The following is a 13,695-nucleotide window of genomic DNA, read 5'->3' as shown; positions in this document are numbered from 1 at the left end:
CCAAGTCTACCTTCGGCGGACAGCGATGCCAGCGAAATGTGAACAAACCAGAAACGAGGTCTGGCTACGTCCCGCAGGCTGTTTGAGAGTTCGCTCTGACGAGACAGATGGCGTGGTTTTCGGGAACCGAAGCGGAGCGGACATTTGGTCCGTGAGCCCACGCATGATCCCGAAAATCGGGTTCGATTTTCCGGTTAAGATCATGCGTAATCAAAGTGCTGCAGCGTCCTTTGCGCGTCCAAAGGACGCGCGGCGCTGCAGGTAAGCGCAGAGAACCGCGCCAGGTGTCCGTCAGAGTAGAATTATCAAGCGGCCTGTCAGCCGCGGGCGAAAGCCGTGTTCAGCAGCGTGATCTGGTCTGAGACCGGATTGACGCGACGGCTCGACGGCGGCACCTCGGCGAGGCCGCCATAGATCTCCTCGTCCATGCGGCGCACCAGCGCCTGAAGGCGCAGCGAGCGGTTGACGAGGTCGACGAAATCCGTCGGCAGCTCGGCCCAGCCGGGCGCCTCCTCGTGCGCGGAGGCGGTGTCGAGACGCACCTTGGATTTTTCGGAAGCCACCTGATCGCGGGTCATCTCGCCGGAATTCGCCGCCCGCTGCAAAAGCAGCCACGAGGCGACCTGCATCAGCCTGGTGGTCAGCCGCATCGATTCGGCCGCATAAAGCGTCGCCGCCAGCCTCGACAGCTTCTTGGCCTCGGCGCGGCCCTTGCCGTCGAGATATTCGGCCGCCTGCTCGACCAGGCCCATGCCTTCCTGATAGAGCGGCTTGAAGGATTGGGAGAAAACCCGGCGCTCCGCCAGCTTGATGGTTTTCGCGCTCGCCTTCGAAGGCTCGTTCATCGCTACGCCCCTGCACTTGCCTGACAGCCGGCCGATTCGGCTCGTGGCTGCCACATTCGGCAGCCTAAACGACTGAAGCTTGAAAATGCGCTTCGCTGCCAGCGAAGGCAAGCACATGTTTAACAAACGGTTAACGGCCGCATTTAGCCGGAAGGACGCCCATGCCGGCGCACAAAAAAAGAGCCGCGGATAAGGCGGCTCTCAGGAGTTTAACAGGGAGGCGTCAAACAAAGTGGCTCCAACCACTCGGTAAGAATCCAGATCACTGGATGGACATAGTAAACGCCTGTAAAGCTTAACGAACCCTTAACGCAGGGCATATTTTTCGATCAAGCGCCCAGCATCTGTGCCGTAACAGCACAGCTGACTGGCTACGGCGCCGTTCACACCACCGGCTGGAAAGTGGGAGCGACGCGCTTGCGCAATGGTTTCCTCCAGATGGTGACCGAGATACCGAAACAAAACGGCCCTGCGCGCGACATCGTTCCGAAACAGGCGCCGCGCTAAACGCCCGTTCCTCGCAACGAGGCGGAGCAAAACCTTGCGCTCCGGCAATCATCAAAATCTCTCAAGGAGCGAACAATGGACTGGTACTCGGCCGTTAAATTTCTGCACATCGTCTCGGCGATCCTCTGGGTCGGCGGCGGCTTCACGCTGATGCTGCTCGCGGTACGCGCCGACCGCGCTGGAAACGTCGAAGGCATGCTGCAGGCGATGCGCGCCACCGGCGAGCTCGGCAACCGGTTCTTCGCGCCGATGTCGATGCTGACATTGCTCTTCGGTCTCATCATGTGCGGCTTCTGGGTCGGCTTTTCCGATCTGTGGGTGCTGATCGGCCTTGCCGGTTATGCGACGACCTTCTGCATCGGCATGTTCGTATTCAAGCCGACGGCCGACCGCATGGCGGGCATGATCGCCAAGGATGGCGTGACGCCGGCAGTGCTTGCCCAGGGCCAGCGCGTCCTCAATGCCGCGCGCTTCGACTATTCGGTGATGCTGGTGATCATCGCGGACATGGTGCTGAAGCCGACGCTGCACGACATCACCATTCTTGGCTGCATGGCGTTCGTGCTGGCTACCGGCGCCGCGCTCGCGCTTGGCAGGACGCGGCCGCTGCTGCCGAGTGCCGCCTGAGGCTTAAGGGATCCGGCGGCGGCCGACAGGGGCCGCCGTCTTACAGAAGGCCGGCTATGCCGTCCCACAGAAGCTTGACCGCGACGACCGCCACGGTCGCATAGGTAAAGGGATAGAACAGCTCCGGCCGCATCCGCCGCACCAGCCAGGCGCCGGCGATTGTCGACAGCGGCGCCAGTGGCATCAGCACCGCCGACGCGGTCAAATTGGTGGTGTCGAACTGGCCGAGCGCGAAATAAGGGATGAGCTTCAGCGCATTGGTAACGGCGAAAAAGATCGCCGCGGTGCCCGACAGCACCTTCGGATCGAGCCTGATCGGCAAGGCGTAGACCTGAAAAGGCGGTCCGCCGACATGGGCGACGAAGCTGGTGAACCCGGCAACAGTACCCCAGCAGCCGGCGGCGACGCGGTTGGGCTCCGCCGCGTGGCCGGCACCGTGGCGGAGTTGCAAATAGAGCCAGCGCAGCACGAAGATCAAGGCAACCGCGCCGACGATCAGCCGCACCATCTCTTCGGTTACAAGTGCCGCCGTCAGCCAGCCAAGGGCAATGCCGATCACGGCACCCGGCATCATGTCGGCCAGCATCTTGCGGTCGAAGATGCCCCACCATGTCCACACCGAGACAATGTCCATCAGGCACAGAATTGGCAAAAGGATTGCGGCAGCCTGAACCGGCGGCATGGTCAGCGCCATCAATGGCACGCCGACAAAGCCGACGGCGCCGCCGAAGCCGCCTTTCGACAGGCCGACGAGGATGACGGCCGGAATGGCCGCGGCATAGAACCAGGGATCGACGAGCAGACCTGACATGGGGAAGGGACGCTGGAGGGAAAGCTGAACTCTGGAATAGACCAGAAATGGCCAGACCGCGACCGCAAATATGTGGGCCAAGCCACCGAAACCCGTCACATGTTTGGCATGTCGAGCGGCGGCGGGCGTCTCCGGATCGGCTGCGCCTTGATGATGGCGGTGCTGGTTTCGGCCTTGTCGGCGATGCGGTCGAGAACCCCGTCGAGCTCGCCGATCGAGCGGACGAACAGCCGGGCAACGAAGCAGTCATCGCCCGTCACCTTGTCGCATTCGCCGAATTCCGGGATTTCCTCGATCAGCTTCTGGACGATGTGCAGCTTGCCCGGCAATGGCCGGATGCGAACGATCGCCTGCAAGGCGTAGCCGAGCGCTTGCGGATCGATATCGATGGTGAAAGCGCGGATGACGCCGCGATCCTCAAGCCGCCGAAGCCGCTCCGAAACGCTTGGCGACGACAACCCGACCTGCAGCGCCAGTTCCTTCAGCGAAGTCCGTGAATCCTTGACCAGGATATCGAGGAGCTTTCTGTCGAGCTCGTCCAGCATTTTACAATTCCAAGAAAAAGCCGATGTTTACCTAATTTAATGAGGTTGGTTCTGCATATCACCGGCAACAAGTCATGGAAAGGCCCGATCCGCCATGGGATTATAAAATCTCAACAGAGTTTCGGGAGCATCCATGGACAATACGGTACGCGGCACGATCGAAATGACGGCGGCGATGGCGATCCTCGGCACGATCGGCTGGTTCGTCGTCCTTTCCGGCCAGCCCATCATGGACGTGGTGTTCTGGCGCTGCGCCTTCGGTGCGGTAACGCTGCTGGTCATCTGCACGGCGCTGGGACTGCTGCGCGGCAGGCTGTCGCTTCGCATCGTCGCGATCGCGGCTCTCGGCGGTGCTGCCATCGTTATCAACTGGCTGCTGCTGTTCAGCGCGTTTTCGCGTGCCTCGATCTCGATCGCCACGGCTGTCTACAACACGCAGCCCTTCATGCTGGTCGGGTTTGGCGCGCTCTTCTTCTCCGAACGGCTGACGATGACCAAGCTGACCTGGCTCGGCATCGCCTTCGCCGGCATGCTGCTGATCGTGCAGGCCGCGCCCGATGCAGGCGATCATGGTACGGATTACTTTACCGGCATTGCGATGGCGCTGGCCGCGGCTTTCTTCTGGGCCGTTGCGGCTATCGTCACCAAGAAACTCAAAGGCACGCCGCCGCACCTGATCGCCCTGATCCAGGTCTGCATCGGCGTCGTCATGCTGGCACCCTTCGCCAATCTCACCCACCTTCCCGTCGATGCGCGGAGCTGGGTAATGCTGGCGACGCTCGGCATCGTCCATACCGGTCTGATGTACATCCTCATGTACGGCGCCATCCAGAAGCTGCCGACGCATCTGCAGGGATCGCTGTCCTTCATCTACCCCGTCGTCGCCATCCTCGTCGACGTCGTCGCCTTCGGCCATCGGCTGCATCCGGCGCAGATCGTCGGCGGCGCCGCGATCCTGGTCGCCGCTGCCGGCATGAATCTCGGCTGGTCGCTGTGGAAATCGAAGGTGCCTGCGTAGGGCCGCAAGCGGCCAGGCGAGGAGAATTTCGGCCAGCGGCAGCCATACGCCGAGCCCCGATAGAATGTTGACGGCAATCGTGATCCCCCTGCCGCCTGTTCAATCCCCGCACTTTGCTCTATGCCGCAATGCAACCATCTTCGCCCGGCATAGGCGATAACCGGGATCGAATTCAATGAATGACGCAACGCCGCCCAACCGCTGCCGTATCGTGCTGATCGCGCCGCCGAACGTGCCTGCCGAGCGCATCGCCGCGGCCTTCGACGGCGGTGACGTCGCCTCGCTCATCCTGCCGGAAAACGGTATGGACGAGGCCGCCTTCCAGGCCTTTGCCGAACAGATCGTGCCGGTGGCGCAAGCGGCCGGCATTGCCGTCATCATTGCTGGCGACACCCGCATCGCCGGCCGCGTCCAGGCCGATGGCATCCATGTCGAGGTCGGCAAGGACGAGCTCGCTGAAACGATCGAACACTTCCAGGCCAGGATGATGGTCGGCACCGGCGGCGCCAAGACCCGCGACGATGCGCTGGAACTCGGCGAGGTCAGGCCTGATTACATTTTCTTCGGCCGCTTCGGTTACGACAACAAGCCTGAGCCGCACCCCCGCAACCTGTCGCTCGGGCAATGGTGGGCGGACGTGATCCAGATCCCTTGCATCGTCATGGCCGGATCCGATCTTGCCTCGGTGGAAGCGGTCGCCGCCACCGGCGCCGAATTCGTGGCGCTGTCCAGCGCCGTCTTCGCCGACGGCGCCGATCCGAAGATGGCGGTCGCCGCCGCCAACGCGCTGCTCGACGAAACCGCGCCGCGCTTCGAGGACTGACGTGCGCTCGCGGACAATCCTTTTCAGCGCCTTTCTTGCAACGGCCGTGACGCAGGCGATAGCGGCGGAACCCGTTCCGCTGCCGCAGCCCAGGCCGGATTCCAGCGAACCTGCCGATAAGCCGATCGCCGCACAATTGCCGCAGCCCGCCACCACCGCCCCGTTGCCGTCGGCCGACACCATCAACCCCGACCGCTTCGGCGCAAAGCCGTCCGACGCCGCCTACGGCGCCTTTCAGCGCGGGCTCTACAAGACGGCCTACAATCTTGCGCTTTCCCGCGCTCAAAACGGCGATCCGGCGGCACAGACGCTGGTGGCCGAGATACTGTCGCGCGGCCTCGGCGTGCCGGTCGACGCGGCAGGGGCGGCGAAGTGGTATGCGCTTGCCGCCGAGCAGGGCGTCCCGGAATCGCAATTCCAGTATGCGCTGATGCTGCTCGACGGCCGCTACGTCAAAAAGGACGAGAAGGAAGCCTATGCGCTGATGCAGGCCGCCGCCGAGGCCGGCAACCGCCTGGCGCAGTTCAATTTTGCGCAGCTGATGGTCGAACAGGAGCCCGGCGATGCCGGTATTGCCAAAGCCGTATCCTATTACGAGCGCGCTGCCGCGACCGGGCTTGCCGACGCACAATATGCGATGGCACAGGTCTACGCCAATGGCGCCGGCGGCAAGCCGCGCGACGATGTCCGCGCCCGCGGCCTGCTGGCACAGGCCGCGCGGCAGAACTACGACACGGCACAGATCGATCTCGCCACCTGGATGATCGAGGGACGCGGCGGCGTCCGCGACCTGAAATCCGGCTTCAACTGGATGAAACAGGCCGCAGAAGGCGGCAATGTCGCCGCCCAGAACCGTCTCGCCAAGCTCTACATGAACGGCATCGGCACCGATCCGGATCTGATCCTCGCCGGCGCCTGGTATGTTGTCGCCCGCCGCGCCGGGCTCATCGACCAAGAGATGGACGATTTCCTGCAGGGCCTGACCGACGAGCAGACGCAGCAGGCGCTGCAACGGGCCAACCGCCTGCCCTGATCGCGATCTCGCGATTCATTGCGCCCCGGGCTCGGCAGACGGGCTCATTGCGTATGATCGAGCACGACCTTGCCGAAGGGCGAGCCGTGCTCAAGGTACCGAAAGGCTTCGGCGGCCTGGCTCCACGGCACGACCCGGTCGATCACCGGTCTCAATCGGTTGACGACAATGGCGCGGTTCATCGCCTCGAAGGATTCGCGTGAGCCCACCGGTATGCCTCGCGCCCTAACCTGCCGGCGGAAGATGTCGAGCGGGTTGATGGCGCCGTCACTGCCGCCGAGATAGCCGATGACGTTGATCTGGGCGCCGCGAGCCGCTGCCCCCAGCGATTGTGCAAAACTCTGCGGTCCGCCAACCTCGATGATATGGTCGGCGCCGCGGCCATCCGTCAATCCCAGCACGGCCGATGCCCAATCGGGGACGCTGCGATAGTTCACGCCATCCTGCGCGCCAAGTTGCTTTGCCCGCGCGAGCTTCTCGTCGCTGCTCGACGTCACGATGACGCGCGCCCCGGCAGCGGCGGCGAACTGCACCGCAAACAGTGAAACGCCGCCGGTGCCGAGGCAAAGCACGGTGTCGCCGGGTTTGACGCTGCCCTCAGTAAACAGCGCGTGCCATGCCGTCACGCCGGCGCATGGCAGGGTCGCCGCCTCGAGGTCGCTCAGATTGGCCGGCGCCAGCACCGCCGCCTGTTCGTCAAGCCGGGCAAATTCGCTGAGCAGCCCGTCGATCGGGCCGCCACGTTGATAGGAGGGCTCGGCCATGGCGAAACTGCCACCGACCCAGCGCTGCCAGAACGTGCCGCAGACCCGGTCGCCGATCTTGAACCGGCTGACCTCGGCGCCGATGGCAATGACTTCGCCGACGCCGTCCGACAGCGGCACCAGCGGGAATGCAAACTTCGTGTGATAGCTGCCGCGGACGATCTCGGCATCGCGGTAGTTCAGCGCCGTCGCCTTGACCTTCACAATCATCTCCTGGCGCCCTGGTTCAGGCATCGGCCGCTCGACCATTCTGAGGTTCTCGAGGCCGCCCGGGCTCTGCAATTCGATCGCTTTCATCGTCGTTCCTTTCCGGCTGGGTCCTGCCGGAGGAAAATCGCTTGCCATCCACCGAATTTCAAATTCATAATGTTCAGGATAATTATGCTTCTATGACATGTTCGGGGGTGTCGTGCTTGAAGAATTGAAAACACTGGCCCTCTTTGCCGAGGAGGGTTCGATTCAGAAGGTGGCGCAACGCCTGCCGTTGACGCAGCCGGCCGTCACCCGCCAGATTCAGCGGCTGGAGGAGATGCTCGGCACGGATTTGCTCGACCGCCGGCTAAAGCCGTCGCGACTGACCCCGGCCGGCGTAGAGGTGCTGGCACGCGGCAAGGACATTCTCGCCGCCGTCGACGCGCTGAAATCATTCGCCAAGGGCGACGAGCCGGAGGGCCTGCTGCGGCTCGGCCTCGCGCATGGACTTTGCGACAAAGCCGTGGCCGCCGCTATTGCTGATGCCGTGGCGCGGTTTCCGAAGATCTCGCTACGTCTGAAGAGCGGCTGGAGTCTTGAGCTGGCCGACCAGCACAAGCGCGGACAGCTCGACCTCGCCTTCATCCTGGACGGAGGCAATTCCAAAACTGGCGACGGCGTTGTCGGAACCGAGCCCCTCGGCATCATCGCTGCCGAAAACACCGGCCGGCAAGCCGACGTCAAGACCATGCCCTGGGTCCTCAGCCCTGAGCCTTGCGACGCGCGCGGGCGGCTGGCGGCTGCCCTTGCCGAGGGCGGCCACAGGTTGATGGTGGGGGCCGAGATTCAGGACAGCGCGCTGCAGATCGACTGGGTTCGTCGAGGCCAAGGCCTTGGTCTGCTACCCACGCGGCTGCTGCGGGAAAAGCTGCCGGAGGGCATTGCCCTGGTCGACGCTCCCGGCCTCGAGCTGGCGCTGCGAATTGTCGTCCTGCGTTCGCCGCACCTGCATCTTTTGACAGAGGTCGCCGACGCAGTGACCGAGGCCGTCACCGCGACTGTCAGGACGGACTAAAGCTGCCGCGCCGCGCTGCCGGGCCAGCTTCGTTCCCGCTTCATCGGAAGGCGCTCCTTGCCTCTGCTGGCGATTTGTGGTCTTGGAGGCGCCAAATTGCCCTTTGCGGCGATCATCTCATTTCCGGATCACCTCACCATGGCCAAGATCAATGGCAACGAAATCCGTCCCGGCAACGTCATCGAGCATGATGGCGGCCTTTGGGTGGCGGTCAGGACCAACACCGTCAAGCCCGGCAAGGGCGGCGCCTACAACCAGGTCGAACTCAAGAACCTGATCAACGGCACCAAGCTCAACGAGCGCTTCCGTTCGGCCGAGACGGTCGAGCAGATCCGACTCGATCTGAAGGATTTTTCCTTCCTCTACGAGCAGGGCGACGCGCTGGTGTTCATGGACACCGAAAGCTACGAGCAGCTCGAATTGCAAAAGGAGTTCGTCGGCGATCGCGCCGCCTTCCTGCAGGACGGCATGATGGTGACGGTCCAGCTCTATGATGAAAGGCCGATCGGCATTTCGCTGCCCGACCAGGTGACGCTGACCATCACCGAGGCCGACCCGGTGGTGAAGGGCCAGACGGCAGCCTCGTCCTACAAGCCGGCGATACTCGAAAACGGCATCCGCGTGCTGGTGCCGCCGTTCATCGGCTCGGGCGAGCGCATCATCGTCGATACCAACGAAATCACTTACGTACGCCGCGCCGACTAAGGCATGATCCCAAAGAGTGGCAGACTTTTTGGATAAGATCATGGGTCAAGGCAAATAGGCGCAGCGACAGGAAGAACAGCAATGGCGCGTTCCGCGATCCTCAATGTCATGGTCCAGGCCGCAATGAAGGCCGGCCGCTCGCTGTCGCGTGACTTCGGCGAAGTGCAGAACCTGCAGGTCTCGATGAAAGGGCCGGGCGACTATGTCAGCCAGGCCGACCGCAAGGCCGAAGACATCGTCTTTGCCGAACTGTCCAAGGCGCGGCCCGGCTACGCGTTCCTGATGGAGGAACGCGGCGTGATCGAGGGCGACGACGGCCAGCACCGCTGGATCGTCGACCCGCTCGACGGCACCACCAATTTCCTGCACGGCATTCCGCTCTTTGCCGTTTCGATCGCGCTGGAGCGCCAAGGCCAGATCGTCGCCGGCGTCGTCTACAATCCGGCGATGGATGAACTCTATACCGCCGAGCGCGGCGGCGGCGCTTTCATGAACGACCGCCGGCTGCGCGTTGCCGGCCGCACCAAGCTGGTCGACGCGGTGATCGGCTGCGGCATGCCGCATCTCGGGCGTGGCCAGCACGGCAATTTCCTTGTCGAGTTGCGCAATGTCATGGCCGAGGTCTCGGGCGTGCGCAGCCTCGGCTCCGCCTCGCTCGATCTCGCCTACGTCGCTGCCGGCCGCATGGACGGCTTTTGGGAAATCGGCCTGTCGGCCTGGGACATTGCCGCCGGCATTTTGCTGATCCGCGAGGCGGGCGGCTTCGTCTCCGATTTCGCCGGCGGCCAGGAGATGCTGACCGCCGGTTCGGTCGTTGCCGGCAACGAACTCATGCAGCGCGCGCTGTTGAAGACGGTGAAGAAGCCACTCCCAGTGCGCTGATGTAGTCGCGCCGCGCTGAAGCGCCGCAGTCGCAAAACCGCAACCAAAGCTTGAAATACTATCCCGCGGCCGCCCAGATAAGGCGACGCAGGATCATCGATGACGAACAGCCGGCCCACGTCCCAGAGCGAATTACCCCAGTTCGACATCCCCTTCATGGGGCGCTGGCATTACTCGCGCGCCGAGATCATCGCCGACGGTATCGTCCACGCCGTGGGCATCGTGCTGGCGATCGCTGCCGGCTCGACGCTGCTGGCACTGGCCGCCTATCGAACCGGCCCCGGCGAATATGTCGCCGCCGCATTCTATGTGGTCTCGCTGCTCACCGTGCTGTCGATTTCGCTGGCCTATAATCTCTGGCCGGTATCGTCGCCGGCGAAATGGATATTGCGGCGCTTCGACCATGCGGCGATCTACCTGCTGATCGCGGCGACCTACACGCCTTTCCTGGCCCAGCTCGGCGGCTCGCCGCTGGCCGTTTCGATGATCGTCCTGGTCTGGATCGCCGCGGCGGTCGGCATCGCCATCAAGGTCTTTCTTCCCGGCCGTTTCGACCGACTGGCGATCGTCTTCTATCTAGCTATCGGCTGGAGCGGCATCGTTCTGGTGGAGCCGCTCGTGCGGACGCTGCCGGCGACATCGATCGCGCTCATCGTTGCCGGCGGCATCGTCTATTCCTGCGGCGTGATCTTCTTCGCCTGGAAGGGCCTGCGCTTCCACAATGCGCTGTGGCATGGCTTTGTCGTCACCGGCGCCGGCCTGCATCTGGCCGCCATGGTCGACTGCCTGGTCATCAACCGGCTTTGACCTCCGGTCGCGGACAGTGGCAATATTGCCAAGCGCCATTCAATTTCGTCACAATTCCGTTTAGAGTCGCAAACACAAATTGATCGGCGGCGACGGCATCGGAAACGGGGCACGGATGACTCTTCTCAGATCCTTCGGCATGGGCAGGCGCTCCGACGTTCTGATCTACGATCCGCACAAATTGTCGAGCCCGCAGGTGTTTCTGCTGACCATGGTGATCTTTCTATTCATCGTGGCCTTTATCGCCGCCATCCTGACCCGCCAGATCTCGACGGCCTTCATCACCAATCCCGGCCTCAACGGCCTGATCATCGGCGTGCTGGCGGTCGGCATCCTGTTGGCCTTCGTCCAGGTCGGCCGGCTGTTCCGCGAGGTGCGCTGGGTCAACTCGTTCCGCGCCGGTTCCGAAACCACCGAACCGGTGCTGCTGGCGCCGATGAAGGCGATGATCGGTCGCTCGTCGACGATTGCCTTCTCGACCAGTTCGATGCGCACCATGCTGGATTCGATCGCCACCCGCCTCGACGAAAGCCGCGACACGTCGCGCTACCTTGTCGGACTGCTGGTGTTCCTCGGCCTGCTCGGCACCTTCTGGGGCCTGCTCAACACGATCGGCTCGATCCGCGAAACCATCGAGTCGCTCGATCCCGGCACCGGCGATGCCGCCGCCGTGCTCGAATCCCTGAAGCAGGGGCTTTCCGCTCCGTTGGCCGGCATGGGCACCGCCTTCTCGTCCTCGCTGTTCGGCCTGTCCGGCTCGCTGGTGCTCGGCTTCCTCGACCTGCAGGCCGGCCGCGCCCAGACGCGCTTCTATACCGAACTCGAAAACTGGCTGTCCTCGGTCACCGACCTGTCCTCCGACATCGTCGTTGCCGACGCGGCCAAGACCGAACCCTCCGAGGAAATCCGGCTGTTGTCGGAAAAGCTGCGCACCCTGCAGGAGAATGGCGGCGGCTCCAATCCGCGCGTCGCCACCGCCATGGCCAATCTCGCCGACGGCATTTCCGGCCTGGTCAAGAACATGCGCTCGGAACAGCAGATCATGCGCGACTGGGTCGAGGCCCAGTCCGACGAGCAGAGGGCGATGCGCAACACCTTGGAGAAGATCGCCGACGCCTTGAAGAAGACTGGAGTGCATTGACGTGGCGTTGGCACGAGGCCGGCGCTCCGACCGCCGCATCGATTACTGGCCGGGCTTCGTCGATGCGCTGTCGACGCTGCTGTTGTCGATCATGTTCCTGCTCACGGTTTTCGTGCTGGCGCAGTTCCTGCTCGGCCGCGAGATCTCCGGCAAGGACACGGTGCTCAACCGCCTCAACTCGCAGATCAACGAGTTGACCCAGCTTCTGGCGCTGGAGCGCTCGACGACGCAGGACAAGGAAGACACCCTTGCCAATTTGCAGGCATCGCTGTCTGCGTCGGAGGCGGAAAAGAGCCGGCTCGAGCAATTGCTGGCGCAAGGCGCCGGTGCCGGCGATGCCGCCAACCAGCGCGCAACGGCCCTTTCCGGCGAGCTCGACAGCCAGCGCCAGATCAGCCAGCAGGCGCTGAGCCAGGTCGAGATCCTCAACCAGCAGATTTCGGCGCTGCGCAAGCAGATCGCAGCGCTCGAACAAGCGCTCGACGTGTCCGAAACGCGCGACCGCGAATCCAACACCAAGATCGCCGATCTCGGCCGCCGCCTCAACGTCGCACTGGCGCAACGCGTGCAGGAGCTGAACCGTTACCGCTCCGATTTCTTCGGCCGCTTGCGTGAAATTCTCGCCGACCGCGAGAACATCCGCATCGTCGGCGACCGCTTCGTCTTCCAGTCGGAAGTGCTTTTCCCGACCGGCTCCGAAGTGATCAACGATGCCGGCAAGGTCGAGATGAAGAAGCTCGCCGATGCCATCATCGAATTGCAAAAGGAGATCCCGCCGGAGATCAACTGGGTGCTGCGCGTCGACGGCCACACCGACAACAAGCCGCTCTCCGGCACCGGCCGCTACCGCGACAATTGGGAATTGTCGACGGCGCGCTCGACATCGGTGGTCAAGTTCCTGATCGAGAACGGCGTGCCGGCCAACCGGCTGGTCGCGGCCGGCTTCGGCGAATTCCAGCCGCTCGACCCCGCCGATACCGAAGAGGCGCGCAACAAGAACCGCCGCATCGAGTTGAAGCTGACCGAGCGGTGATCCGCAAGCCTTTGGCTTGCGCCATGCTCCGGATCGGGGCCGGCCGGAGCGGCGGGGCCATCTAGGGCACCGGCGCGGCGCCGGCAAGGCCCGAAGAAATTACCTTTTTTTGATTACAATTTGCCGCGACGCGTCACTAGCTGTTGGCAAGGGGCCGGGAACCGCCGGCGATGCCTCCCTCATCGCGACGCGACGGAACCTGACGGCCCGCGGCCGGAAGGCAGGGCCCTCCCAACCACCGCCTTCCCCAGTAAAGGAGACGCAACCATGCGCTTCTTCGCTCCCAGGAATCTCAGGACTGCTACGCTCGCCACACTTCTCCTCGCCGTTCCGTTTGCTGGCGCTTACGCCGGCCCGCGTGAGACGGCCTTGATCAATCAGATCCAGAGCGTGGAGACGGGTATCCAGGGCGCCATCCGGGCGAACAAGCTCGAGCCGGGCGAGGCACGTGACTTGCGCACGCAGGTCGCTCAACTCGATCGGGCCGCCCAGAGGGCCGCGCGCGATGGAACGATGCCGAGCACGCAATATCAGGGGTTGCTGGCGCAGCTCGACGATGTCAGCCAAAAGCTGCGCGCTGCTACCGGCAGTGCCTTCCTCATCGGCAACGGCGGCGATGGCGGATACTATCCCAACGGCTACGGCCCAAACTATCCGGGCGGCTGAAATCGGCCGCAGCGCCCGGCGCTGTAGCAATTGATTTTGCGCATGATCCTTTTCCAGCTTTCGGTTCAGGGATCATGCGCTAGCCCAACGCCAGCGCAATCAGCGCCAGCACTGCCGGCACTGTCTGGATGAACAGGATTTTACGGTCCGCCGTAGCCGCCGCGGTATTGGCGGCGCCGGCGCCGCCGATGAGGAAGAAGAACTTGGAAGAGAAACCCGCG

Annotated in this window: 16 protein-coding genes; 11 read left to right on the top strand and 5 right to left on the bottom strand. The window is 63.5% G+C overall.

Annotation, left to right across the window (positions count from 1 at the left end; all coding sequences use genetic code 11):
* Positions 1-317: 317 nt before the first annotated feature.
* Entirely contained in the window at positions 318-845 is a 528-nt protein-coding gene (gene rcdA / locus NKH23_RS21400) for a protease adaptor protein RcdA (protein WP_352909901.1), read from the bottom strand.
* A 582-nt stretch (positions 846-1,427) separates the two neighbouring features.
* Between rcdA and NKH23_RS21395 the strand changes: the two genes are divergently transcribed.
* A complete protein-coding gene (locus NKH23_RS21395) occupies positions 1,428-1,979 on the top strand; it encodes a DUF2269 family protein (protein WP_352465696.1) in 552 nt (183 codons plus the stop codon).
* Positions 1,980-2,019: 40 nt separating this feature from the next.
* Here NKH23_RS21395 and NKH23_RS21390 read toward each other — a convergent pair whose 3' ends face one another.
* Complete coding sequence (locus NKH23_RS21390; RefSeq protein ID WP_352909898.1) at positions 2,020-2,790, bottom strand: sulfite exporter TauE/SafE family protein; 771 nt, start codon at positions 2,788-2,790, stop codon at positions 2,020-2,022.
* Between the two features lie 95 nt (positions 2,791-2,885).
* A complete protein-coding gene (locus NKH23_RS21385; RefSeq protein WP_352909896.1) occupies positions 2,886-3,335 on the bottom strand; it encodes an Lrp/AsnC family transcriptional regulator in 450 nt (149 codons plus the stop codon).
* Positions 3,336-3,468: 133 nt separating this feature from the next.
* Between NKH23_RS21385 and NKH23_RS21380 the strand changes: the two genes are divergently transcribed.
* The 3 genes from NKH23_RS21380 to NKH23_RS21370 all read left to right on the top strand — a co-directional run bounded on the left by NKH23_RS21380 (position 3,469) and on the right by NKH23_RS21370 (position 6,209).
* Positions 3,469-4,353, top strand: a complete 885-nt coding sequence (locus NKH23_RS21380) for a DMT family transporter (protein WP_352909895.1) — start codon at positions 3,469-3,471, stop codon at positions 4,351-4,353.
* A gap of 175 nt (positions 4,354-4,528) precedes the next feature.
* The gene (locus NKH23_RS21375; RefSeq protein ID WP_352909893.1) at positions 4,529-5,176 is read left to right on the top strand and encodes a thiamine phosphate synthase; all 648 of its coding nucleotides are present in this window, start codon (positions 4,529-4,531) and stop codon (positions 5,174-5,176) included.
* A gap of 1 nt (position 5,177) precedes the next feature.
* On the top strand, positions 5,178-6,209 hold the full coding sequence (locus NKH23_RS21370) for a tetratricopeptide repeat protein (protein WP_352909890.1): 1,032 nt from the start codon (positions 5,178-5,180) through the stop codon (positions 6,207-6,209).
* A 44-nt stretch (positions 6,210-6,253) separates the two neighbouring features.
* On the opposite strand, the gene NKH23_RS21365 is transcribed toward NKH23_RS21370, so the two are convergent.
* Positions 6,254-7,270 (bottom strand): zinc-dependent alcohol dehydrogenase family protein, encoded by a 1,017-nt coding sequence (locus NKH23_RS21365; protein WP_352909888.1) that lies wholly within the window; start codon positions 7,268-7,270, stop codon positions 6,254-6,256.
* Positions 7,271-7,382: 112 nt separating this feature from the next.
* Between NKH23_RS21365 and NKH23_RS21360 the strand changes: the two genes are divergently transcribed.
* The 7 genes from NKH23_RS21360 (at position 7,383) to NKH23_RS21330 (ending at position 13,474) form a co-directional block, all read left to right on the top strand.
* On the top strand, positions 7,383-8,240 hold the full coding sequence (locus NKH23_RS21360; RefSeq protein ID WP_353035300.1) for a LysR family transcriptional regulator: 858 nt from the start codon (positions 7,383-7,385) through the stop codon (positions 8,238-8,240).
* 138 nt (positions 8,241-8,378) lie between these two features.
* Positions 8,379-8,945: an elongation factor P gene (gene efp / locus NKH23_RS21355; protein WP_292664037.1), complete on the top strand. Its 567-nt coding sequence runs from the start codon at positions 8,379-8,381 to the stop codon at positions 8,943-8,945.
* 81 nt (positions 8,946-9,026) lie between these two features.
* Positions 9,027-9,827 (top strand): inositol monophosphatase family protein, encoded by an 801-nt coding sequence (locus NKH23_RS21350; protein ID WP_352909884.1) that lies wholly within the window; start codon positions 9,027-9,029, stop codon positions 9,825-9,827.
* Between the two features lie 99 nt (positions 9,828-9,926).
* Complete coding sequence (gene trhA / locus NKH23_RS21345; RefSeq protein WP_352909881.1) at positions 9,927-10,634, top strand: PAQR family membrane homeostasis protein TrhA; 708 nt, start codon at positions 9,927-9,929, stop codon at positions 10,632-10,634.
* 115 nt (positions 10,635-10,749) lie between these two features.
* Positions 10,750-11,775, top strand: a complete 1,026-nt coding sequence (locus NKH23_RS21340; protein WP_352909878.1) for a MotA/TolQ/ExbB proton channel family protein — start codon at positions 10,750-10,752, stop codon at positions 11,773-11,775.
* A 1-nt stretch (position 11,776) separates the two neighbouring features.
* On the top strand, positions 11,777-12,808 hold the full coding sequence (locus NKH23_RS21335) for a peptidoglycan -binding protein (protein ID WP_352909876.1): 1,032 nt from the start codon (positions 11,777-11,779) through the stop codon (positions 12,806-12,808).
* Positions 12,809-13,075: 267 nt separating this feature from the next.
* Complete coding sequence (locus tag NKH23_RS21330; RefSeq protein ID WP_352909874.1) at positions 13,076-13,474, top strand: hypothetical protein; 399 nt, start codon at positions 13,076-13,078, stop codon at positions 13,472-13,474.
* A gap of 79 nt (positions 13,475-13,553) precedes the next feature.
* On the opposite strand, the gene NKH23_RS21325 is transcribed toward NKH23_RS21330, so the two are convergent.
* Positions 13,554-13,695 (bottom strand): DUF1304 family protein (locus NKH23_RS21325; RefSeq protein WP_353035344.1); only part of this gene is annotated, 142 nt, incomplete at its 5' end.

It is taken from the genome of Mesorhizobium sp. M1328 (assembly GCF_040318075.1).
GTDB lineage: Bacteria > Pseudomonadota > Alphaproteobacteria > Rhizobiales > Rhizobiaceae > Mesorhizobium.
The sequence above is the reverse complement of the archived record's forward strand: the minus strand, read 5'-3'. Positions and strand labels throughout refer to the sequence as shown.